Origin of the sequence: Polynucleobacter sp. JS-Polo-80-F4 (genome assembly GCF_018881965.1) — a bacterium.
Taxonomy (GTDB): Bacteria; Pseudomonadota; Gammaproteobacteria; order Burkholderiales; family Burkholderiaceae; genus Polynucleobacter.
In genome coordinates this window covers 1,630,677-1,652,683 of the sequence record NZ_JACVPI010000001.1, presented here as the reverse complement: position 1 = coordinate 1,652,683, position 22,007 = coordinate 1,630,677, and the positions used below count along the sequence as shown (strand labels likewise).

Annotated in this window: 20 protein-coding genes; 6 read left to right on the top strand and 14 right to left on the bottom strand. The window is 46.1% G+C overall.

Annotation, left to right across the window (positions count from 1 at the left end):
• Positions 1 to 55: 55 nt before the first annotated feature.
• From ICN20_RS08485 to ICN20_RS08475, 3 genes are read right to left on the bottom strand one after another with little or no spacing between them, the layout of a single operon-like run.
• Positions 56 to 1,471, bottom strand: coding sequence for a hypothetical protein (locus ICN20_RS08485; RefSeq protein ID WP_216239545.1), 1,416 nt, complete (start codon positions 1,469 to 1,471; stop codon positions 56 to 58).
• A complete protein-coding gene (locus tag ICN20_RS08480; RefSeq protein ID WP_216239543.1) occupies positions 1,468 to 2,199 on the bottom strand; it encodes a hypothetical protein in 732 nt (243 codons plus the stop codon). Before ICN20_RS08480 ends, ICN20_RS08485 begins: the two co-directional genes overlap by 4 nt.
• Before the next feature lie 13 nt (positions 2,200 to 2,212).
• Complete coding sequence (locus tag ICN20_RS08475; RefSeq protein WP_216239541.1) at positions 2,213 to 2,812, bottom strand: hypothetical protein; 600 nt, start codon at positions 2,810 to 2,812, stop codon at positions 2,213 to 2,215.
• A 153-nt stretch (positions 2,813 to 2,965) separates the two neighbouring features.
• Here ICN20_RS08475 and ICN20_RS08470 point away from each other — a divergent pair, with 153 nt between their 5' ends.
• Positions 2,966 to 6,262, top strand: coding sequence for a hypothetical protein (locus ICN20_RS08470; protein ID WP_216239539.1), 3,297 nt, complete (start codon positions 2,966 to 2,968; stop codon positions 6,260 to 6,262).
• A 13-nt stretch (positions 6,263 to 6,275) separates the two neighbouring features.
• Here ICN20_RS08470 and ICN20_RS08465 read toward each other — a convergent pair whose 3' ends face one another.
• The 4 genes from ICN20_RS08465 to ICN20_RS08450 are packed head-to-tail and all read right to left on the bottom strand — an operon-like array spanning position 6,276 to position 11,653.
• Complete coding sequence (locus ICN20_RS08465) at positions 6,276 to 8,309, bottom strand: bifunctional (p)ppGpp synthetase/guanosine-3',5'-bis(diphosphate) 3'-pyrophosphohydrolase (RefSeq protein WP_216239537.1); 2,034 nt, start codon at positions 8,307 to 8,309, stop codon at positions 6,276 to 6,278.
• 26 nt (positions 8,310 to 8,335) lie between these two features.
• On the bottom strand, positions 8,336 to 10,207 hold the full coding sequence (locus tag ICN20_RS10345) for an alpha/beta fold hydrolase (protein ID WP_216239535.1): 1,872 nt from the start codon (positions 10,205 to 10,207) through the stop codon (positions 8,336 to 8,338).
• A gap of 35 nt (positions 10,208 to 10,242) precedes the next feature.
• Positions 10,243 to 10,893: a CoA transferase subunit B gene (locus ICN20_RS08455; RefSeq protein WP_216239533.1), complete on the bottom strand. Its 651-nt coding sequence runs from the start codon at positions 10,891 to 10,893 to the stop codon at positions 10,243 to 10,245.
• Positions 10,894 to 10,951: 58 nt separating this feature from the next.
• Positions 10,952 to 11,653: a CoA transferase subunit A gene (locus tag ICN20_RS08450; protein WP_216239532.1), complete on the bottom strand. Its 702-nt coding sequence runs from the start codon at positions 11,651 to 11,653 to the stop codon at positions 10,952 to 10,954.
• A 158-nt stretch (positions 11,654 to 11,811) separates the two neighbouring features.
• Between ICN20_RS08450 and ICN20_RS08445 the strand changes: the two genes are divergently transcribed.
• The 4 genes from ICN20_RS08445 to ICN20_RS08430 all read left to right on the top strand — a co-directional run bounded on the left by ICN20_RS08445 (position 11,812) and on the right by ICN20_RS08430 (position 15,386).
• Complete coding sequence (locus ICN20_RS08445; RefSeq protein WP_216239531.1) at positions 11,812 to 13,482, top strand: electron transfer flavoprotein-ubiquinone oxidoreductase; 1,671 nt, start codon at positions 11,812 to 11,814, stop codon at positions 13,480 to 13,482.
• Between the two features lie 82 nt (positions 13,483 to 13,564).
• Positions 13,565 to 13,951, top strand: coding sequence for a lactoylglutathione lyase (gene gloA / locus ICN20_RS08440; protein WP_216239530.1), 387 nt, complete (start codon positions 13,565 to 13,567; stop codon positions 13,949 to 13,951).
• 2 nt (positions 13,952 to 13,953) lie between these two features.
• Positions 13,954 to 15,126, top strand: a complete 1,173-nt coding sequence (locus ICN20_RS08435; RefSeq protein WP_216239529.1) for a GNAT family N-acetyltransferase — start codon at positions 13,954 to 13,956, stop codon at positions 15,124 to 15,126.
• Positions 15,123 to 15,386 (top strand): DUF1289 domain-containing protein, encoded by a 264-nt coding sequence (locus ICN20_RS08430; RefSeq protein WP_216239528.1) that lies wholly within the window; start codon positions 15,123 to 15,125, stop codon positions 15,384 to 15,386. Before ICN20_RS08435 ends, ICN20_RS08430 begins: the two co-directional genes overlap by 4 nt.
• A gap of 42 nt (positions 15,387 to 15,428) precedes the next feature.
• Here the strand turns inward: ICN20_RS08430 and ICN20_RS08425 are convergent, their stop codons facing one another.
• A complete protein-coding gene (locus ICN20_RS08425) occupies positions 15,429 to 17,036 on the bottom strand; it encodes an ABC-F family ATPase (protein WP_216239527.1) in 1,608 nt (535 codons plus the stop codon).
• Between the two features lie 114 nt (positions 17,037 to 17,150).
• The gene (locus ICN20_RS08420) at positions 17,151 to 17,861 is read right to left on the bottom strand and encodes a queuosine precursor transporter (RefSeq protein WP_216239526.1); all 711 of its coding nucleotides are present in this window, start codon (positions 17,859 to 17,861) and stop codon (positions 17,151 to 17,153) included.
• A 105-nt stretch (positions 17,862 to 17,966) separates the two neighbouring features.
• Between ICN20_RS08420 and ICN20_RS08415 the strand changes: the two genes are divergently transcribed.
• A complete protein-coding gene (locus tag ICN20_RS08415; protein ID WP_216239525.1) occupies positions 17,967 to 19,151 on the top strand; it encodes an acyl-CoA dehydrogenase in 1,185 nt (394 codons plus the stop codon).
• A gap of 32 nt (positions 19,152 to 19,183) precedes the next feature.
• Here the strand turns inward: ICN20_RS08415 and mnmH are convergent, their stop codons facing one another.
• From mnmH to ICN20_RS08390, 5 genes are read right to left on the bottom strand one after another with little or no spacing between them, the layout of a single operon-like run.
• On the bottom strand, positions 19,184 to 20,254 hold the full coding sequence (gene mnmH / locus ICN20_RS08410; RefSeq protein ID WP_216239524.1) for a tRNA 2-selenouridine(34) synthase MnmH: 1,071 nt from the start codon (positions 20,252 to 20,254) through the stop codon (positions 19,184 to 19,186).
• Positions 20,255 to 20,260: 6 nt separating this feature from the next.
• Positions 20,261 to 20,680, bottom strand: a complete 420-nt coding sequence (locus ICN20_RS08405) for a thioesterase family protein (RefSeq protein WP_216239523.1) — start codon at positions 20,678 to 20,680, stop codon at positions 20,261 to 20,263.
• A 22-nt stretch (positions 20,681 to 20,702) separates the two neighbouring features.
• The gene (locus tag ICN20_RS08400; protein ID WP_216239522.1) at positions 20,703 to 21,047 is read right to left on the bottom strand and encodes a TIGR01244 family sulfur transferase; all 345 of its coding nucleotides are present in this window, start codon (positions 21,045 to 21,047) and stop codon (positions 20,703 to 20,705) included.
• Positions 21,048 to 21,102: 55 nt separating this feature from the next.
• On the bottom strand, positions 21,103 to 21,546 hold the full coding sequence (locus ICN20_RS08395) for a YeeE/YedE family protein (RefSeq protein ID WP_216239520.1): 444 nt from the start codon (positions 21,544 to 21,546) through the stop codon (positions 21,103 to 21,105).
• 1 nt (position 21,547) lies between these two features.
• Positions 21,548 to 21,985 (bottom strand): YeeE/YedE family protein, encoded by a 438-nt coding sequence (locus tag ICN20_RS08390; RefSeq protein WP_216239518.1) that lies wholly within the window; start codon positions 21,983 to 21,985, stop codon positions 21,548 to 21,550.
• Between the last annotated feature and the right edge of the window lie 22 nt (positions 21,986 to 22,007).

Sequence of the window (22,007 nt, the reverse complement as noted above, 5' to 3'; positions counted from 1 at the left end):
TTTTCGAATAATTACTTCAGAATTCTTAATTGGGGATTATCGGGCTCGCAATAGCCTAAGCACCAGAATACTTTTCCCAGCCTTTTTTAATATTGTCTTCCACCATTGAGTCCGCTAAAGCCAGGGCCGTTTTTTCATCCGGCGCCAGCTTTACTTCCCTATCTAATGGACTCGCTCTTCCTGGACTATAGTCCGTCCAGTGAACGACATAGGCCGAAAATCCAGCGCCAAGATCTTGCTTATTCGTTTTCCATACAAGCAGTTTTCTCACCCCAACAACACCCTTGGTTTCTTTGCTCCAAACTTCACGACGAATAATCGAGCTTGGGGGCATCTGGACTCCGACTACCTTAAGCTCCTCAGCGGCTGTATATTCCGCCACCTGGCTCATTCGAATGTCAGTGACGTTGGCCGACTTGTCATCCCGCAAATTTACTAATGCAGGATGAATAGGTCGAGGACAACTTGCCATCCCTGTGTTTTTCCATTGATTTTCTTCAAAGATTAAACGCATGGCCTTGGACACTGCTCCATCCGAATGCTCTGACTGCAAATCAGTTAACTTGATCTCAGCAACAATGTGAGGCTTCACAAATGAATATAAGCTACCAGTCTCACTAGCCCACCGAATAGGTGACGCTACTTTTAGGGCTTCTAATTTCTTTAAAAGATCTCGACGATTTTCGTCGCTTCCTAAGTTTCCACAACCCCCGAATACTTGCATCAAGCCATCGGGTGTCATTAATCCCAATAGGACTGATCTCACCATGTCACCATTCGGTGTGAAGGCAATAATCACAGCATCAATCGTAATCGCTGGCTTTAGCTTATAAACCAATCCAGTATTTAATCGAGCAATGAGCCCTTCGCTTTTTCCTGAAAGTACTTCTGCGTCAAATCTCTCAGACACTGCCTTACGATCCAATTCCTCGCTATCAACTACAAATACATTGCCAGTGGGTTTGATTAGTTTTTGAAGTACAGCCAATCTCTCTGGGTAAGCGGCTTGGGTATCAGCCTCTTGCGACTTGACAACATCAAATGCGCCAAAGCACAGCCTGTCTAAATCGGCATCTTTACCCTGTGCAATGAGAGTAGATAAATCGCCAACACGACAGCGCCCTTCAGTAACCTTGACATGCAACTCTCCGGCAATAATGGTGTTATCCGGCAAACCAGCAGCAGACTCTAGTATTGCTAACTTTCCAGCGATTACCCTACCGTGTGGATTAGAAAAAAATACACTTCCTTTGTGAGAAATCAAAAACCACATTTCTCCATCAATTTTGGTGGACACCAAAATCTCCCCGCTTGGCAGAGTTCCAATATCCTCTGGTAATAGTGCGCGGTAGTTACCGGCAATACGCTTCTTATAAGAACTCAGATGATCAATTAAATCCAAGTCTTGCAAAACGGCATTAGCAAGGCCCGCTCCGAACGGATCGCCTCCAGTAATTAAGGCATTACTCATGAAGCCTCTCCCTCGCTAGTGGTACTTTTTGAGGAGACTGGCTTTTTTAACTCCATCTCACTCAGATGCAACACGAGCTGGTAGCTTTTATCTTGTGTTTTGCCTTCCAAGAAGCCGCGATATGGTTTACCGTTTGCTTGAAAAATAAGTGGTTGTGTACCCTTATCTCCCGCACCGATTACCATCAAGGCCTTTTGCCCTTCTAAATCCTTTGCCATCTCATACAAGAAATCAAAGGTCAAACCATCTACATGGTGCAACTGAAGTTTGCGCTTAAAGACAAAGCGCCTCACCGCATCTTGTATGGGCACTAAGCGTCCTGAAAAACGAACTGGCACCTCAGCAACCACATTCATATCAACGTCGATAGGTGCGCGCCTCTCTTTTTCAGCGCCATCTGGATTTAAGAGTAAATCAATGAACTGTGGCTCTACATAGAGTAACTTTTGATCACCGTCCAAATATACGGTTTGGGTATGCTCGATTCGCAACCCTACGGACTCCATATCAACCTCAGGGTCGCCATCTAGAAGATGCTGTGCGTAGTTTTCACCAAACTGCTTTGTCAATGCATCGTGTGTTGTTGATTCAGTCGCAGCCAAGTAACGCTGAAAGCTCATTCGTTCATTAGGGAGGCCCATCTTAGGGCCTTCTGGAGCTTGAATATGCAAAAGTCCAACCGTAGCATCTCTGCCCTTTGAGTTTGCAATGTGAATAGAGTTAGTCATTTTTTATTATTCCTTACATTGACTCAAAATCAAGATCATCAGCGTCTTCACTGACCTCAACCGACTCAAATAATGTGGCTGACTCGATCCAGTTCAGCAGAGCTGGCTTGCCAACGATTGCAAAGCACCCCTCGTCATTGGAAACCAGATAGGCAGTCTCTAGCTCTAGGCCGGATGTGTAATTGATTGAAAATTTGTAAATCTCGCCAGCTTGCAACTTAGTTAACAAATCGCTACCGGACTCGAGGGGATCAAGATAGTACAAACTCTCCACATCTAATCCCAATATTTCAGAACCGCTAACAGGACCTTCAAGAGCCTGTGATACGCCTAAGGTAGATGGAATGGGTTCCACAACTTTCCCATTGAGATCCAAGCCCACCATTTCTTGGCGCCCCACCATAACACCATTGGTCCTAAAATAACCTTGTGCGGACATGCCAGTCAGGACTAGATGTGCTCCATCAGAACTTAATGCTGCTCGCGTACAAAAGCGTCCCTGCGGATCAAGTGCCACTCGCTTCTTGCTGCCATAAATTTTGGATCGATCTACCTTCGTGGGAGCAAAGGAATAATCCTTCCCCAACATAGAAACAATAATAGGTTTGGCCATGGCATGGACTCACTTGGATTAATAAAGAATGGGTTCAATTCTAGCGCCAACAAGCCGAGATCTATCTCAAAATTAGAACTATTGAGGCCAATGCGATATCCTAAGTTAGCCCAAGTTTCTGATAAACCACTTACCCCCGTTAAATGAGGTCCCATGCCCCCAGTCACAGCAAGCCGCCTGAAGCCCTTAAAGCAAGAAGCATCCCGCATTTATAAGCTTTGCCTTGAAAAGGATGGCAAAGGGCTCTTGCAAGGTTTAGGGCTGGCTGCTGCATTGGGAAAACCCTTAGAGGGGTTGCTTGATGAAGTCAGTATCGACCCATCATCTGGGGAGCTCATCAAAGGGAAACGTTTTACTGGCTCGGATAAGAGTCAACCTCTACTAGACACCCTACTGATACAGCAATTGGGTTTAGCCCAAAAAGGGACTCCGGCTTACCAAACTCGGATGGCAATTAAAAAACTGACGTGCATTGCTGCTGTAGTGCCTTCGCTAGAGTCATTCGGTGGACTAGAAGAGCTTGTACTTAAATTTCCAACCAAGTTTGAAGGGCAAGATCTTCAGGCACTAGGTTTATTAGCCAAACTGAAGATACTGAAACTTGATAAATATATTGCATTTGGGCAAGCAATGCCGACATTGAAAAGTCTGGAGGGATTGCAGGCACCTAAGTTGGAAGACCTCTCAGCCCCTTTCATGGGATTGAAAAATGTAGACGCCCTAGCTAATTGCACCAATCTCATCACAGTGGACTTGAAGGGCAATTCAGATATCAAAAATATCGATGCACTCACATCTAGCAATAATTCGCTTCAGAACCTCTGTTTAGATTATTGCAAGGGCGTCAGCTCTCTGAAAGCATTGCAAAACGCCAAGAAGCTAGTGCGCCTTGAAGTGTCCGGCACTCAAATTAGCAAATTGGATGATCTCAAAAATCTGAAACACCTAGAAGTGATCGACTTTAGTGGTTGCGAAAAACTTGAATCACTTAGCGGGCTTCCCATTAAAAGCTTAGCGAATTCAAATGATGAACCAGGCGAAGATCCCTACCCCTCGATCCATCTAAACAACTTGCTTTCCCTCCCAACTCTCGATGGCTTCCCACCATTGAGTAGCCATGTAACAGAGCTTGCATTCAATAAGGCTCTCAAGCTCAAAAATATTGATGGCCTGAAGGCCTCGAAGGAGAGCCTCAAAGAACTAAAAATTCATGGGGCACAAATCACTGACCTTAATGCATTAGCAGGCCTAACGCTGCTTGAAAAATTGGAGATTAGTGTCTGCCCTAATCTGGTAGATGCGAGCGCTTTAGGCGCACTTGAACATCTTCATTCCGTTTCCATTCAGGTGTGCAACAAGCTAGAAATACTTCCAAGCGAGTGGAAATCGCCAGTAAAAGCGCTTTCATTAGGCAGCTGCCCAGCACTCAAGCGCATCAACAGCCTGCCACCAGGCATAGACCCTAAAGCCATAGTCGTTGATGACCGCCGTCTTTTGCCGCGAACAAAGGCAGCGAAACCCCTCAAATCAGACGTGGGGTCGGTCTGGAAGCTACTCTCATCGAGAAATATCGCTGACATACTCATGGGAATTGAGCTTTCATGTGGGGTAGATGAAGGCTTAGAAATTTTATATGCAGATGTAACTGTCAAAGATGGCGAGCTTGTGCGTGGAAAGCGCTTTAGCGGTACTGGGCCGGCTCAACCCTATCTTGATTTTGCACTCTTTGGCCTCATGCAGCGAGCCGATCCCAATAGCGCCTTTGCTAAATTGCGCGAGAAAATTAAAGTATTGAACTTGACTCTTGCTGAGCAATCACCCCATCTAGAGGGCCTAAAAAACTTAGAGTCACTTTCAATTACGCCGTTAGATGAAAAAACACCTGACCTCTCTAATTTTGGGCCGATGCCTAGCCTCACCACGCTGAATATTACTGGGCGTCGATGGAATGCGGTTGGAGGGCTAAGCTCGCTCAATGGCCTGGACGCTCCAAACCTATATAAGGTAGACCTAAGCTCGATCTACATACAGGATCTATCTGCTCTGAATAATTCGCCCAAAATTACATCCTTAGATTTACAAGGAAATAATTCCCTTGAAAATCTAGATGGGCTCAGCGCTTGTGCACCCAATCTGACTGAACTCAATCTGACACGCTGTACAAATTTATCGAATATAGATGTTCTATCGAGCGCCGTCTCGCTGAAATCCTTGGACTTAAATGGATGTGAGGCCATAACATCCATCAAAGCCCTTGCTGCGTGCAAATTATTAAAAACTATCGATCTGGAGAATTGCAAAGGCCTTGTTTCCCTTGAAGGTTTAGAAAATATTCCGCTTGAATGCAAAAGCGATTATCAAAATAGCATTATTTTCTCATTGGATGGCTGCTCATCACTGAAGTCGCTGTCTTTCTTTCCACCGATTGGTGACGCCATTAACTGCCTATCACTGGAATACACAAATAACCTAAAAGATTTTCAGGGACTTCGAACCCTAAACAATGTTTCCAGCTTAACTGCGTCCAATAGTGGACTGAGTAATTTGCAAGATATTGGAGCAATGCCCAATCTAACTGCGATCTATTTGAATGGCTGCTCTGAGCTTCATGATGCAAAACCCCTTGGCACTTTGGAAAAATTAGAGACGCTAGATTTAAGCGACTCTAGCGTACAAGATATGCCGCATTCATGGTCGCCCCCTTTGACATCCATCAGCCTAAAAAATTGCGGACTCCTCAAATCACTTGGATACCTACCTAAGACTCTGAAAAGTTTAATTTGCGATGGTAGCAATTCATTAACTAAGCTTGATGGAATCAAGGATTGTAATGAGCTAGAGCTTATTTCCATCCTAAAATGCAAGTCACTCGTGGAATTAGGTGATCTACCTAAGAATGTAAAGAAGGTGATTGCCAACTCCTGCAGTCAACTGAAATCCCTAGAGGGGCTGCAACACTGTGACTCCATAGAATTTGTTGGGGTGCCGCTATCGATCACTAATGCTAGCGCCCTAATCCATATACCCAATTTAACAATTGATATTAATGTCCTAGAAGTCATCCCCGAGAAGGATGATGGCAAGCAGCCTGCCACCTTGCCTAAAGCACTCTTAAAAACTTTAAACCTTCTTCCATCGATCAACCTACAAGCAACAGGACCATCGGGCAGCTGGTATGCGAAATCTACTTTTGATCTTGCATCATTTAACCAATTTAAAAATCTACGCACATTAAGCTTTGTTGAATTTAATATCAGCAGCAAAATGGAAGGTTTAACTTGGCTTGTACCCATTGAAAATCTCGAAGGCTTATGGTTTTACCCGCGGGGCAGCTTATCCTACACATTGGGTAGCAGCATTTATGACAGCGCGCGCAAGATCAAAGCTCTGCAATTAAAAATCTGCCAAGAGGCAAAAATAACGCCTCCAGCACACCTGCTTGGCGCTTAAGATAAAGGGCGAATTACCTACGGCGCACGTTGGTGACGCCCTTAACTTCTTCCAAGTTGTTTTGCACTATTCGAAGGATCTCAGAGTCCTTCACCTCAATCGTTAACAAGATCTGGGCAAGGCCTTTTTTGGCTGATTTTCGTAGATCAATTACATGTACGCCCTGCCTGGTGAGAATCTCAAAAAGCTCTCTCATTAACTCAGGTCGATCCAATCCAGTCACAACCAAGTCCGCCGGAAATACCCGCTTTTGGTCCGTATTAATCTCAGGATCAGCAGCCGAAGCTGTCCAAGCAGTTTGTATTACGCGCTCTGGCGCCCTTTCGAGAAGACCCCTAAATGTTTTGCAGGTGCGACGATGAATCGAAACCCCTCTACCCTGCGTGACAAATCCCGCAATGGAATCTGGAGGTACGGGTCGGCAGCAACGTGCCAACTGCGTTAGCAATGAATCCACCCCAACCACTAAAACATCACCACCCCGCCCTGCTTTATGACTGCTACTGCGCAAGACGATTTCTGGTGGAGATGTAGTCGGCTTAATTTCCGGATTTGGCTCGGCTTTACTATCAAGAAGCTTGGTCGACTGACCAGTTTCCTCATCATCCAGGGCATTAAACCAAGCACGCACCCGTTGACGCGCTCTTTGCGAGCGAACATAGTTTTTATCGGGACTAATCCAATCTCTTGATGGGCCACCGTGTTTGACGGCAATAATCTCGATGGTCTGGCCATTTTTTAATGCGGTCTCAAGAGGTACCATGGCGCCATCAACACGAGCACCTCTACAGCGATGACCTAGATTGGTATGTACGGCGTACGCAAAATCGATTGGCGTAGAACCCTTCTCCAAGGAAATCACCTTTCCTAAGGGGGTGAGAACATAAATGTGATCATCAATTTCATGGTGCTTGAGTTGTTCCCAGGCATCCTCTTTCCAGGAGATAAGCTGACGGGCCCAGGCAATTTGCCTCTCATAGGCAACTTCTGCACTATGTGTACCTTGTTGATGATTGTTACTCGGTTTATTTGGCTTTGCGGGGTTGGGTGGCGTGGCCATACCAACATATGCACCTTCTTTATAGCGCCAATGCGCAGCTAATCCATATTCTGCTTGCTGATGCATCTCTTGCGTACGCACCTGAATCTCAAATGCAGTGCCATCCTCATTCATGACGACCGTATGGAGTGATTGATAGCCGTTAGGCTTGGGACGCGCAATGTAATCGTCAAACTCTCTTGGCACTGGCTGCCAAACGTTATGCACGATACCTAATACGGCATAGCAAGATTTAACATCATCGACAAGCACCCGAAATGCGCGGACATCGTACAGATTGGCAAAGTCTAGTGATTTGCCTTCCATCTTTTTCCAGATACTGTAGATATGTTTTGGTCTACCAAGCACTTCGCCCTCGATCTGGGCTGCTTTAAGTTCATCCTGCAACTGCAAAACAACTTGATCGATAAAAGATTGGCGCTCAATGCGTTTCGCATCAAGCATCTTGGCAATCTCGCGATAAGTCTGTGGTGATAGCGCTCGAAAAGCTAAATCCTCCATTTCCCACTTCATTTGCCAAATACCCAAACGATTGGCTAATGAGGCATCGATATTGAGAATCTCTTGCGCCCATGGAGCAGGCATCTCGATTTTTTCTTGGGTAACCCAGCGCAAGGTCTGTAAGCGTGAAGCGAGATAGATAAGAACTACCCTTAGATCATCACCAAATGCCAATAGCATTTTGCGCAACATTTCTTCTTGCCCAGCGACACTTAAACCACCGTCATCACGCACCAACTTTCCTTGTGCTTGACGTAAGCCACGGTAGCCAATAAGTAACTTTGCAGACTCCTCGCCAATAAGCTTAATGAGCGCTTCTTTGCCGTGGGTGCGTGCAATGTTGCTAGCGGCAGTTAATGTCGCTTCATCTAGATTCAAGACTTGTAATATTTGTGAAACGCCTGCCGAATGCACTTCGGCTGGCTCCCCATACCAGGCGTCTTGGAATAATGCGACTTTTTCTGATTGAGGAGAAGCGTTTGCCATTGGCAACTAAGAATGATTAAGGAAAGTTAACCGAAAAACTCTTTTGCTAAAGCAATTTGCTCTGTCTTTACGAATGCAGGCGCATGACCCACATTCGGGATCTCAATACTGCGTGCATAAGGATTGACTTTGCACATTTCGGCAACAGTAGCCCTGGAAAGCAGGTCTGAATCACCGCCACGAAGGATTAGCATCGGAATACGGATCTGTTTGAAGGCGTGCCACATTGCCATCTCACCGGCTTTTGCCATGATTGGATTAACGGAGGCAAATGGCACTGAAATATCCGGGTCGTAATGCATGATCCATTTACCGTCTTTCTGAATCAACATGGGGCCGTTATAAATTTCCCACTCTTCTGGAGTATGTTCACCAAAGGTTGCGCAGATCTCATTCAGGCGCTCAAGCGCTTCAGCGCGATCTGAGAAACTAAATGGCTGGCCGACATAAGAACCTAAGCGTTTAATTGCCTCTGCCTCTATCTTAGGACCTACATCGTTTATCAGCATTCTGCGAATTGGGGAGTTCGGCATTGCGGCATACACCATGCCAATCAAACCACCCATGGAAGTTCCAAGCCAGTCGACTTGTGAAACGCCTAGCTTCTTAACCAGCGCAGCAATATCAGCAACGTACTGTGGCACAGCGTACAGCATTGGGTTCATCAAACGATCAGAGTCACCCCTGCCAACCACATCTGGACACACAACGTAATAGTCTTTACACATCGCCTTTGCGAGCGTCTTAAAGTCACTACCCCGTCTTGTTAAACCATGAACACACAACAGTACTTTATTGCCAGGATTTCCCCAGGCGTGATAAGCCATTCGATGAGTTGAGTCACCGCTAGCGCAGTCAACATAAAACGTATCCCCATCATGGAATACATTTGCCGCCTGGGCTTGATGATGAATCTCGTGGCCTTCATCATGCTTATGATCATGATCATCACCAACCTCTTCTGGCTGCAATGTCACATGATCAATACCGTGCTTATCCAAGAGCATCGCATTAATTCTGGCCATAATTTCTGGCCACTCTTGCATTTCAGCGATTTCAATATGGCCAATCAAGGCTGGGAAGCTGGGAGTCATTTCCCACACGTGCAGATCATGTACTGCCAGCACGCCAGGAGTATTCTTTAAATCACTGCCTACTTGTAAGTAGTCAATGTGAAGAGGTACACCCTCCATCAAGAAGTGATAAGACTCATGAAGAATGGAGATGGTAGATTTCAGGATGAGGAGTGAGACCAAAATAGAGAGGATGGCATCGATTGGCATCCAGCCCGTCAGCTGAATGACGACACCAGCAATCAAGGCCGCTACAGAGCCCAGTAGATCACCCATCACATGGACTAAGGCAGCGCGAGTATTAACACTCTTCTTGTCTCGCGATAACACCCAGGCCACTACGATATTCATTAGCAAGCCAATAGCAGCCACAACCGTAACCGTGAAACCATCAACTTTATGGGGGTCATAGAAGCGGCTAACTGCCTCAACCACAATCCAAACCACTAAGGCGAGCATCGCAATACTATTAACAAAAGCAGCTAGCGCCTCGGCACGCCCAAAACCAAAGGAATGTTTTGGAGATGGTGGACGACGAGAAATGATTTGCGCCAATAAAGCCAGACCTAAGGCTGCTGCATCGGTCACCATATGACCGGCATCTGATATCAAAGCTAGCGAATTGGCGAAGTAGGCTGCTGCGCCCTCAACTCCTGAAAAGCCTAAAGTCAGTACTAAGGCAATTAATAGAAGATTTTGATTGGAAACTTGCTTGCTATGGGTATGCTGCGCATCACCCTTTTTATGGGCATGTAAGGAAGGATCAGCCCCAGATTGATTCTGGGGTTTAGATGGCTTCGAGTGGAAATGATGGGAGCCCGACATGGTGAACCCATTATTCCATTAATTGATGAGGCTGATTAGAAACCTGTTGTATCAACAGGGGCTCCTGTCTTAGTAATGACTTCTTCTTTAGTCACGCCTGGGGCCAATTCAATCAACTTCAATCCTTTAGGGGTGATATTCAGAACACATAGATCGGTGATGATCTGGCTAATCACACCAACCCCAGTCAAAGGCAAAGTGCATTTCGGCAAAATTTTGAGTTCTTCAGTGCCGTCTTTTTTCTTAGCGACATGCTCCATCAATACAACGACGTGCTTAACACCAGCCACTAAATCCATTGCACCGCCCATACCCTTAACCATTTTTCCTGGAATCATCCAGTTGGCTAAGTCACCATGCTCACTAACCTGCATTGCGCCCAAGATTGCAATATTGATTTTGCCACCGCGAATCATTCCGAATGAATCAGCAGAAGAAAAAATAGATGAGCCAGGCAAGGTCGTAATCGTTTGCTTACCAGCATTGATTAAGTCAGCGTCAATTGTTTCTTCGGTTGGAAATGGGCCAATACCCAACAATCCATTTTCGGACTGCAGCCACACTTCCATGTCTTTAGGAACGTGGTTAGCCACCAAGGTAGGCATACCAATACCTAAGTTCACGTAGTAACCGTCTTTTAATTCTTTTGCAGCGCGCGCTGCCATCTCATCTCTTGTCCAAGGCATGTCGATCTTCCTAAGTGTTCTGTTTTATTGCTGCTCTATTGCTTTAGTGTTTAGGGAATTACGCTTTTGCAGTCATGGTGCGCTGCTCAATGCGCTTCTCTGGCGTCTTATGAAGCACCAAACGATGCACATAAATACCAGGTGTATGAATCTCATCTGGATGGAGGTGACCGTTTTCAACAATCTCCTCTACTTCGGCAACAGTGATCTTGCCAGCCATTGCGACCACTGGATTGAAGTTACGTGCTGTATAGCGATAGACTAAGTTTCCTGACCTGTCTGCCTTCCAAGCTTTTACTAAGGAGATATCAGAAACGATTGAACGCTCCATGATGTATTTCTCGCCGTCGAATTCTTTTTCCTCTTTACCTTCAGCAACCAAAGTACCCACACCGGTTTTGGTATAGAAGGCAGGGATACCGCAGCCACCTGCACGGAGTTTTTCAGCCAAAGTACCTTGTGGCGTGAACTCCAACTCCAACTCACCCGCTAAGTACTGGCGCTCGAATTCTTTGTTCTCACCAACGTAGGAGGCAACCATCTTTTTTACTTGACGTGAATTGAGCAACAAGCCCAAACCGAAACCATCAACGCCTGCATTATTAGCGATTGCAGTGAGGTTCTGGACACCCAAATCCTTAACCGCTTGAATTAGGGCTTCAGGAATGCCGCATAGACCAAAACCGCCAACTGCTAATTTTTGTCCATCTTTTAAGATATCCCGTAGGGCATCTACTGCCGATGGGTAAGTTTTATTCATAACTTTTGTCCTAATATTGCCAAAAAGGGTAAAAAAGCAATCATAACGCTTATGACACCCGGAACTAGGCGGCCACGGCACTAAATCGGATTTTGTCAGTTAGAACTAAACTATTAGGGCTTAATTACCCCATTTTTATGAAATTTCGGAGAAATTGAATGAATTCTGCAGAGCTTGTAGAGCAATTTGGACCCAGAGACTCCATGGACTATGACTTAGTCATTGTTGGGGGTGGTCCCGCAGGATTATCGGCTGCCATTAAAGCCAAGCAATTAGCCAACGCCTCCGGAAAAGAAATCAGCGTTTGCGTCCTGGAAAAGGGTTCTGAAATCGGAGCCCATATTCTATCCGGCGCAGTAATGGATCCCAAGGCGCTCACTGAATTGTTTCCCGACTGGAAAGAGCTAGGCGCCCCACTCGATACCCCGGTAACACAAGATCAATTTTTATTTTTGACAAGCGATAACTCTTACCAGGTTCCAAACTGGATGTTGCCGCACTGTTTTAAAAATGAAGGTAACTATATTGTGAGTCTTGCTAATGTCACTCGTTGGCTAGGACAACAAGCCGAGAATCTCGGTGTTGAAATTTTCCCCGGCTTTCCGGCTGCAGAAATTCTCTATAACGGGCAAGGTGCAGTATGCGGGGTCATTACCGGCTCAATGGGTTTAGATAAGGAAGGCAATCCAACCGATCAGTTTCAGCTTGGAATGGAATTGCGTGGCAAGTACACCCTCTTTGCCGAAGGCGCACGTGGTCATCTTGGCAAGCAGCTTATTTCCAAATTTGCATTAGATAAAGATGCAGATCCACAAAGTTATGGCATTGGCATTAAAGAGCTTTGGGAAGTAGAGCCCTCCAAGAGCAAACCAGGGCTTGTTGTGCATACGGCTGGCTGGCCATTGGAGAGCGATACCTATGGCGGCTCATTTCTCTATCACCTAGGCGATAACAAGGTTGCTGTTGGATTGGTGGTTGGACTTTCTTATAAGAACCCTTACCTCTCTCCTTTTGAAGAATTCCAACGCTACAAATTACATCCGAAGATTCGCGAGACATTTGAGGGTGGAAAGCGCATTTCTTATGGCGCTCGTGCCTTAACTGCCGGTGGTTTAAATAGCCTACCCAAAACAGTCTTCCCTGGTGGCGCCCTGATTGGTTGCGATGCTGGTTATTTAAATGCCTCTCGCATCAAAGGGAGTCATGCTGCAATTAAAACTGGCATGCTTGCTGCTGAAGCTGCAGTAGCTGCGATTAACGAAAATCGCTCTGAAGACGTTCTATCCGCATACCCAGCTGCTTTCCAAAATAGTTGGCTACATACCGAACTTAATCAAGCGCGCAACTTTAAGCCATGGATGTCTAAAGGGCTTTACCTTGGCACATTGATGGTTGGACTGGAGCAAAAGGTTTTAGGGGGCAATATGCCATGGACGGTGCATTTGAAGCATGCCGATCATGAATGTCTGGAGCCTGCAGCGCTACATAAACCAATTGACTACCCCAAACCAGATGGCAAGATCACCTTTGACCGCCTCTCTTCTGTATTTATCTCCAATACCAACCACGCCGAGAATCAACCGATTCACTTAACGCTAAAAAATGACTCTGTGCCTGTGGATGTCAATCTCAAAACCTATGCTGGTCCAGAGCAACGCTACTGCCCTGCAGGTGTGTATGAGTACGTGGAAACAGATGGCAAGCCTCGCTTGCAAATCAATTCGCAAAACTGCGTGCATTGCAAAACGTGTGACATTAAAGATCCAACTCAAAATATCGTCTGGGTAACACCAGAAGGTGGTGGTGGCCCAAACTACGCTTCCATGTAAGAAAATGTCATCATCTAACCCCGGTTATATACCGGGGTTTTTCATCTCAACACGAAAAAATAAATAGCGTTATATTCAAGTCATGATGATCCTACACACTATGCTTCGCGTCGGCGACCTCAATCGCTCTATTCATTTCTACACCAAAGTACTGGGCATGAATTTACTGCGCACCACTGAACGCCCTGAGCAAAAATATTCCCTTGCATTTGTTGGTTTTGGCAAGGGCAATGGTGATGGCCAATCTGAGATTGAGCTGACTTATAACCATGGTGTTCCTAGCTACGAGATGGGTACCGCCTACGGTCATATTGCGATTGAAGTTCCTGATGCATACGTTGCTTGTACCGCCATCAAGGCAGCTGGAGGCAATGTCACCCGTGAAGCTGGACCTGTAGCTGGCGGCGATACCATCATCGCTTTTGTTACCGATCCAGATGGTTACAAAATAGAACTCATTCAGCGTTAATCGTGGCAGAGCCCGATTCGTTTCAATTAGAAATAGTAGATCGCCTTAGCGATATTACTTCGGAGGAGTGGAACGCCCTACTTCCTGCAGATTCAGGGCCTTTTCTTCGCCACGAATTTCTTAGCGCCTTAGAAGAGACGGGTTGCGTTGGTGGTAATACAGGATGGCAAATTGCCCACCTCATTCTAAGAGATGATCAGAAGCTCATAGGCGCCCTGCCTCTCTACCTTAAGCAACACTCTTATGGAGAATTTGTATTTGATTGGTCGTGGGCGCAAGCTTATGAGCAACAAGGAATGCAATACTTTCCAAAAGCACTCTGCGCCATTCCATTCACCCCAGTACAAGGGTCAAGAATTCTGAGTGCCGGCAATATCGACACTGGATTAATTGAGCGCCGTTTAATTGAAGGCTTAAAGGCTTTAGTTCTACAAAACAATCTGTCATCTGCGCACGTTTTATTTCCCTATGCAACCGAGGCCGAGGCATTGAAGGAGCAAGGTTTTATGATGCGCGATTCGGTGCAGTTTCATTGGCATAACCAGGGCTTTGAGAATTTCGAGCAGTTCTTAGCTGCCCTCACCATGAAACGCCGTAAAAATATTCGGCGTGAGCGTGAGCAGGTTGCACGGGAGCTAATCAGCTTTAGGCATGTTTCAGGAGAATCATCAACGAATGCCGATTGGGAGCTCTTTTATAAGTGCTATGCAAACACGTATTTAGAGCATGGCTCGAGCCCTTATTTGAATGTGACTTTCTTTAAGCTATGGGCGCAGCGCATGCCCAATAATCTGCACCTCATTATTGCTGAGCGCAATGGCAGCCCAATCGCCTCATCATTGCTCGTAGTTGACCCTACTACTTCCAAGGCTTATGGCAGATATTGGGGCGCCATCGAACATGTCCCCTGCTTACACTTTGAAACTGCCTACTACCAGGCGATCGAATACTGCATTGCCCATCAGATTCAAACGTTTGAGGGCGGCGCACAAGGTGAGCATAAGATGGCCAGAGGCTTCTTGCCAAAGACCATACAATCAGCACACTTCATTGCTGACCCCCAATTTGCTAAAGCAGTACAGCACTTTTTAGATCGTGAACATCAAGGCATAGGGGCTTATGTAGATGAGCTTGCCGAGCACAGCCCCTTGAAATCGTCTAAAGTACAGCCATGAATTCTGAAGACACCAAACCAGCCCTGCAAGACGGCTCGCATTCTCTGTCCACTGGAGATGCAGACTCTGACTCGCCTTGCATTGGTGTGTGCACCACGCTTTACGATGAGATCTGCCAAGGCTGCGGACGAACATTGGGTGAAGTCAGCAATTGGGTATTCTTTTCTCAAGAAGAAAAAGATTCAGTATGGCAGCGCATTCGAGCAGAAGGAACTGCAATGCGCTTTCAACGACAAGCCAAAGAAAATAAGCCCACTTAGGGGCTTATTTGTGGGCTTATTTTTTAATTGCTAAGGATTGCCTTAGCCCTCTAACGCTTGGCTACGCAAATACTCTTCGTAAGTACCCGAGTAATCCGTAACCGTTCCATCCATCTTCACTTCTAGGATGCGATTAGCCAATGCCGATACAAACTCGCGGTCATGAGAAACAAATATCAAAGTGCCATCGAATTTCTCAAGGGCAATTTGTAAGCTCTCAATAGATTCCATATCCATGTGGTTGGTTGGCTCATCCATAGCTAGGACGTTATATTTTTGGAGCATCAGCTTGCCCCAAATCATGCGGCCCTTTTCACCACCAGAGAGCACTTTGACGGACTTGCCAATGTCATCACCAGAGAACAAGAGACGACCCAATGTGCCACGAATGACTTGGTCATCATCACCAGTGTTACGCCACCAATTCATCCAATCCATGAGTAGCTCATCTTTAGCAAACATCTCAGTATTGTCTTGGGGCATCACACCAACATTGGCATTCTCAGCCCATTTCACATCACCGCTATCCGCAGCAATGCCATCAAAGCGCTTGCTCAAAATAGTCTTTAGAAGTGTTGTCTTGCCAGCGCCGTTTTGCCCAATAATTGCAATCTTCTCACCAGCACGCACGCCTAATTTGAAATTCTTGAAGATAACTCGGTCATAAGCCTTAGTAAGTGCATTGCACTCCACCGCCATATTGTGTAATTTTTTCTCGGTATCAAAACGAATAAATGGGTTCTGACGTGAAGAAGGCTTTACTTCAACAATCTCAATCTTCTCTAACTGCCTCTGACGTGAAGTAGCTTGACGCGCTTTAGAAGCATTTGCAGAGAATCGGGCTACGAAAGCTGCTAATTCGGCAATTTTTTCTTTAGCTTTTACGTTATTACTGAGTTGCTGTGTTCTTGCCTGCACAGAAGCAAGCATGTATGAGTCGTAGTTACCTGGATAGACCTTCAATGTTCCATAGTCCATATCCGCCATATGCGTACAGACTTCATTGAGGAAGTGACGATCGTGAGAAATGATGACGATGGTGCTCTTGATTTGATTAAGGATATCCTCAAGCCAATGAATGGAGTGAATATCCAAGTTATTGGTTGGCTCATCAAGCAACAATACATCTGGGTCAGAGAACAATGCTTGCGCAAGCAACACACGCAACTTCCAACCTGGAGCAACGTTGCTCATCAGTCCATTGTGTTGCTCGATAGGAATGCCAATACCTAAAAGCAATTCACCTGCCTTGGCTTCTGCCGTATAACCACCGTATTCAGCGTACTTACCTTCAAGCTCAGCGGCCTTCATGTAATCTTCATCAGTAGCATCTGGATTGGCGTAGATTGCATCGCGCTCAGCAGCGGCTTTCCACATCTCTTCGTGACCCATCATCACAACATCGAGTACGCGCACATCTTCATATGCAAATTGATCTTGACGTAACTTACCCAAACGAATGCCAGGATCCAAACTCACATTACCGCTAGTTGGCTCAAGCTCACCACCTAAAATTTTCATGAAGGTTGATTTACCGCAACCGTTTGCGCCAATGAGGCCATAACGATTACCGCCGCCAAACTTCACGGAAATGTTTTCAAACAGAGGCTTCGCCCCAAACTGCATAGTGATATTAGATGCTGACAGCACGGATGTTTTCTAGCTTTCTGAAATTCAATTGGATAGTCACCCCCGACTTTGGGGGCAAAGACCGTTATTTTAACGGTTTAGACGCTTGGATTGGCGGGAAGCCAGTGATCTAAATCAGACTTTGACCCTAAATGGGGTGAAATTCGTATGAATATCGTAAAAATCCTCGTTTTCCTTGCGCTTGAGGAAGCTCACAACCCAATAGGTCATGGGGGTTGCCAGCGCCTCCCAGGCAGTCTTGAGCACATATTGGGCCAGCGCTACCTGAATGACTTCATGGGTTGGCCAAACGCCATAAAAAGCCAATACATAAAAGAATGAGGAATCAACCATCTCCCCTACCGCAGTGGAGCCTATAGTCCGCATCCACAAATGACGCCCCTGAGTCCAGACTTTCATTTTGGCCAAAACATAGCTATTCACAAAACTGCCGCACCAAAAGGAGAACATCGAGGCCAGGGCGATGCGCCAAGAGTTTCCAAAAACCGCTTCCAGGCCATTCTGGTAGTTGGCCATGTACTCGCCTGGTGCGGCTGGCAAGGCGATGACAATCTGCGCCATGATGGCCGCAAATGCGAGAGCAACAAAACCTGCCCAAACTGCTCTGCGATCATAGGCGTACCCATAAACCTCGGTGAGGATGTCACCAAAGAAATAAGCGATTGGGAAAAATAGAATTCCCGCGCCAAATGGAACGGTTCCAAAGTACGGCAAATCCACTACCGCCGCCTTACCAGCGCCGATAAAGTTCGAGCACAGTAAAACGACTACGAATGCAGCCAGAATGAGATCGTAATAGCGGTGATGGCGTCTTGGTGAGTGCATAAGCGCAGAAAAATGGATAATAGAATTAAGAATATCTGTATTCCTGAAAATTCGCAGGAAGCAGGTCAAAAGTAACGATAAAACCGAATATAGGATGACAAGGCAATGAGCAAAAGTAAGGCAAGCTTTAACTGGGCAGATCCCCTGCTTCTCGATACCCAGCTAACTGAAGAAGAGCGCATGGTCCGTGACGCAGCCGCTGAATATGCTCAAGGACGCCTCATGCCACGCATTCATGATGCTTACCGCAATGAAACAACTGACCCAGCAATCTTCCGTGAAATGGGTGAGCTTGGTCTTTTGGGTATCACGATCCCTGAACAGTATGGTGGAGCGAATTTGAATTATGTTTCTTACGGCTTAATTGCACGTGAGATTGAGCGTGTTGATTCTGGCTACCGCTCGATGATGAGTGTTCAGTCCTCTTTAGTCATGGTGCCTATTAATGAATTTGGTAGTGAAGCGCAAAAGCAAAAATACCTGCCTAAATTAGCAAGTGGCGAATGGATTGGTTGCTTTGGCTTAACAGAACCAAATTACGGATCCGATGCTGGTGGCATGATCACCCGCGCCAAGAAAGTTCCTGGAGGATTTTCATTAACGGGTTCAAAGATGTGGATCTCCAACTCTCCGATTGCCGATGTATTTGTAGTGTGGGCGAAGAATGATGAAGGCATCATCCGCGGCTACATCCTAGAAAAAGGCATGAAGGGCTTAAGCGCCCCAAAAATAAGCGGCAAAATGGGTCTACGTGCGTCTATTACCGGCGAAATCGTGATGGATGAAGTATTTGTCCCCGCAGAAAATGAATTCCCTGAAATTGAAGGCCTCAAAGGACCCTTCACCTGCCTAAATTCAGCTCGCTATGGCATTGCCTGGGGAGCGCTAGGTGCAGCTGAATGGTGCTGGTATGCTGCTCGCCAGTACACCATGGACCGCAAGCAATTTGGTAAGCCACTGGCCGCCAACCAGTTGATTCAAAAGAAACTAGCTGACATGCAAACTGAAATTACTTTAGGTCTCCAAGGATGTTTGCGTCTGGGTCGTATGAAAGACGAAGGCATTGCCGCTCCTGAAATCACCTCCATCATGAAGCGCAACTCTTGCGGCAAGTCCTTAGACATTGCACGTATGGCGCGCGATATGCACGGCGGCAATGGCATCTCTGATGAGTATGGCGTTGTACGTCACATGCTGAATTTAGAAGTTGTGAACACCTATGAAGGTACTCACGATATCCATGCCCTCATTCTAGGTCGTGCGCAAACTGGTATTCAAGCGTTTAGTTAACCAGCCAATACTAAGAACTTAGCTTAATTTATTTAATTTAATTTAGCCACAATGGCCTTTGCTGCTTTAGCAAAGGCCTCGTCACTATCATCATCCAGTTGCACAAAATTCTCGATCTTGTATTGAGGAAAATTACGCACAATCGATGATTGGTATGAGGGGTCATAATGCTTTACGAGCAACTCCTCAACCAGCTCTGGAAAATTACCTGCATCAATAGCCTCATTCCATTTGGAGATTTGTACTTTTCCATAATGCGCAGTGAGCAAGGCTAACTTCTGTTTGAAATTGTCGGTATCTGTTAAGAAGTGATGGTATTCACGAATTAACCAAGAAACGCGGGTCTGAGTGCTCGACCTTAGTTCGATACAAGCGCCATTGCGAATCTTTTCCATCAAGGCATCAGGCACATGCAAGCCACCCACCTTTTTGCTTTCAGACTCGACATACACGGGCTTAGCGGGATCAAGCGAGCGCAAGGCATTCCAAAGTGCAGTCTCAAAGCCTTTTTGGGATGGCTGGTCAATATTGGGCTCATTACCCAATACGGAGCCACGGTGCACAGCCAAGCCCTCTAGATCTAGAATCTGAGCACCGAGAGCACCAATATCCTGCAGGACTCTTGTTTTGCCGCTACCCGTCATTCCACAGATAACCTGAAATGAAAACTGGTTGGCCATTTGGTCCAAACCATCAATGACGGCCCTTCTAAAACCCTGATAACCGCCTTCAAGTTGCCTAGCCTTCCAGCCAATGCGATTGAGAATGTGGGTAAATGCGCCACTTCTCTCGCCGCCACGCCAGCAATAAATTAACGGACGCCATTCACGAGGCATTTCTAGTAAATGATTTTCTAGGTGATTAGCAATATTTCTTGAGACCAATGCAGCACCGAGTTTTTTGGCGGCAAAGGGAGATTCTTGTTTGTATAAAGTGCCGATGGTTACGCGCTCATCATTGCTGAGCACCGGAAAATTCATTGCACCTGGAATATGATCCAGCGCAAATTCCGCCGGCGATCTCACATCAATGATGGCATCAAAGCTATCGAGCTCGGATAGAAATTGTTCGGATCTTAGGATGTATGGATTGCTAGGTTGCACGATCGACTAGCGCAACTTCTCTAATACATGTTCTGGCCAAGGAGCAGACTTATTGGTGGTGAGATCCACCCAAACCATGGTTGCGCCGCCGATAGCAGCCTCAATCTCAGGCGCGGTGGTCAATGCCATGCTGGTGTAGAGATCGAGACTGGTTCTTCCAATCGCACCAATCGAAGTCTTGAGAATTAAATCCCCTGGAAAGGTCAGTTGTTGATAAAAATTACAAAAGCCATTAAGCATCAACATCGATTCGCGGCCAGGAGCAACGTCGTACCCCATAGAGGTGATCCACTCACAACGTGCTTGCTCCATATACCGAAAGTAAATAGTATTGTTCACGTGTCCATATGCATCCATATCACCCCAACGAATGGGCATGATCATTTCATGAACCAGCTTTCTTTCTTCGGGAATGGCGATACGCATGCTTTAGCGAATACTCTTTTGATTAACCAAGCTGCAAAGCAAGTTGATACAAGTTTGTAGAGCGCGCGCCTGAGCGACAAAATGCAAGCACAGGACCAGGCAGTGTTTTTAAGAGGCGGGCCATTTCTTGGACTTGGGCCTGAGTAAAGGCACCAGGAATCACTGGCAAGTAAACATAAGTTAAACCAAGCTTTTCAGCTTCAGCCTGAATAGCGGCATTCAAGGGCTGGCTTGGACCACCCTCACCGTCAGGGCGGTTATTGATTACGCTCTTATAGCCTAGCACCGCAATTTCAGCCAAATGGCTAGGGTCGATCTGACCGAGAGTGCCAAACTGAGCGTTATGGCAAGAAATAGGAAGACTCATGAAACCCTCTACATTCAATAAATAGCAATAGGGTTGATTTTAAATCAGGCTTGACTCAGGTGTTTGGGTTGGCTTTATGGGCAGTAAAGAAACGTTCGCAGATTTCCATACCCACAAGCATGGCGGCAACAAACACTAAGGCTTTCAGGTGACCGGCACCCAAGGCTACTAGCGCTGGACCAGGACAAAAACCAGCAATTCCCCAGCCTGCACCAAAAATGAGGCTGCCAACAATCAAGGGCTTCGAGATATCTCTGCGGGTTGGGATATGCAAAGCGTTACCAAAAAAGGCTTCTGTTCTTTTGCTAACAATATAAAACCCACCAAGACCGACTATTACTGCACCCAACATCACAAATATTAAGGATGGATCCCAATTCCCTGCTAAATCTAAAAATCCCAATATCTTCTGGGGATTACTCATGCCTGAGATGATTAAGCCCCAGCCAAATAGAACACCAATGGCGTATTGACTCAAAAGACCAAAATGTTTTTTCATCTCAGACTCCGATCAAATGGCGAAGAATAAAAACCGTCAGGAAGCCTGCACCCATAAAAGAGATGGTGGCGACAAGGGAGCGTGGCGACAAACGTGAAAGTCCGCAGATGCCATGCCCACTTGTACAACCAGATCCATAGTGAGCACCAAAGCCAACCAAAAGACCGGCGATCACAATAGCAATCCAATCGGATTCGATTTCTACAATTGGAAATATCCCAAAAAACACTGCCGCAAGAAATGGCGCTGAGACTAAGCCTAATACCAAGCTGACTCGCCATGCCAAATCCGTCAACTTTGGATGCAACAAGCCAGAAACAATACCGCTGATACCTAAAATGCGTCCGTGAAGTAATACATATAGAGCCGCAGCAACCCCAAGAATCATCCCACCAAGCAGCGAAGGCAAAGGGGTGAAAGATATCCAATCAATTTGCATTATTTATTCAAGCAATCTTTAA

Coding starts and splice junctions, on each gene's coding strand:
- ICN20_RS08405 (WP_216239523.1), bottom strand. CDS start 20,680: ATGCGTATCGCCATTCCCGAAGAAAGAAAGCTGGTTCATGAAATGATC.
- ICN20_RS08455 (WP_216239533.1), bottom strand. CDS start 10,893: ATGCCTTGGACAAGAGATGAGATGGCAGCGCGCGCTGCAAAAGAATTA.
- ICN20_RS08480 (WP_216239543.1), bottom strand. CDS start 2,199: ATGACTAACTCTATTCACATTGCAAACTCAAAGGGCAGAGATGCTACG.
- ICN20_RS08475 (WP_216239541.1), bottom strand. CDS start 2,812: ATGGCCAAACCTATTATTGTTTCTATGTTGGGGAAGGATTATTCCTTT.
- ICN20_RS08465 (WP_216239537.1), bottom strand. CDS start 8,309: ATGGCAAACGCTTCTCCTCAATCAGAAAAAGTCGCATTATTCCAAGAC.
- ICN20_RS10345 (WP_216239535.1), bottom strand. CDS start 10,207: ATGTCGGGCTCCCATCATTTCCACTCGAAGCCATCTAAACCCCAGAAT.
- ICN20_RS08485 (WP_216239545.1), bottom strand. CDS start 1,471: ATGAGTAATGCCTTAATTACTGGAGGCGATCCGTTCGGAGCGGGCCTT.
- ICN20_RS08430 (WP_216239528.1), top strand. CDS start 15,123: ATGAATTCTGAAGACACCAAACCAGCCCTGCAAGACGGCTCGCATTCT.
- ICN20_RS08450 (WP_216239532.1), bottom strand. CDS start 11,653: ATGAATAAAACTTACCCATCGGCAGTAGATGCCCTACGGGATATCTTA.
- ICN20_RS08415 (WP_216239525.1), top strand. CDS start 17,967: ATGAGCAAAAGTAAGGCAAGCTTTAACTGGGCAGATCCCCTGCTTCTC.
- ICN20_RS08420 (WP_216239526.1), bottom strand. CDS start 17,861: ATGCACTCACCAAGACGCCATCACCGCTATTACGATCTCATTCTGGCT.
- ICN20_RS08445 (WP_216239531.1), top strand. CDS start 11,812: ATGAATTCTGCAGAGCTTGTAGAGCAATTTGGACCCAGAGACTCCATG.
- ICN20_RS08390 (WP_216239518.1), bottom strand. CDS start 21,985: ATGCAAATTGATTGGATATCTTTCACCCCTTTGCCTTCGCTGCTTGGT.
- ICN20_RS08395 (WP_216239520.1), bottom strand. CDS start 21,546: ATGAAAAAACATTTTGGTCTTTTGAGTCAATACGCCATTGGTGTTCTA.
- gloA (WP_216239530.1), top strand. CDS start 13,565: ATGATGATCCTACACACTATGCTTCGCGTCGGCGACCTCAATCGCTCT.
- ICN20_RS08470 (WP_216239539.1), top strand. CDS start 2,966: ATGCCCCCAGTCACAGCAAGCCGCCTGAAGCCCTTAAAGCAAGAAGCA.
- ICN20_RS08400 (WP_216239522.1), bottom strand. CDS start 21,047: ATGAGTCTTCCTATTTCTTGCCATAACGCTCAGTTTGGCACTCTCGGT.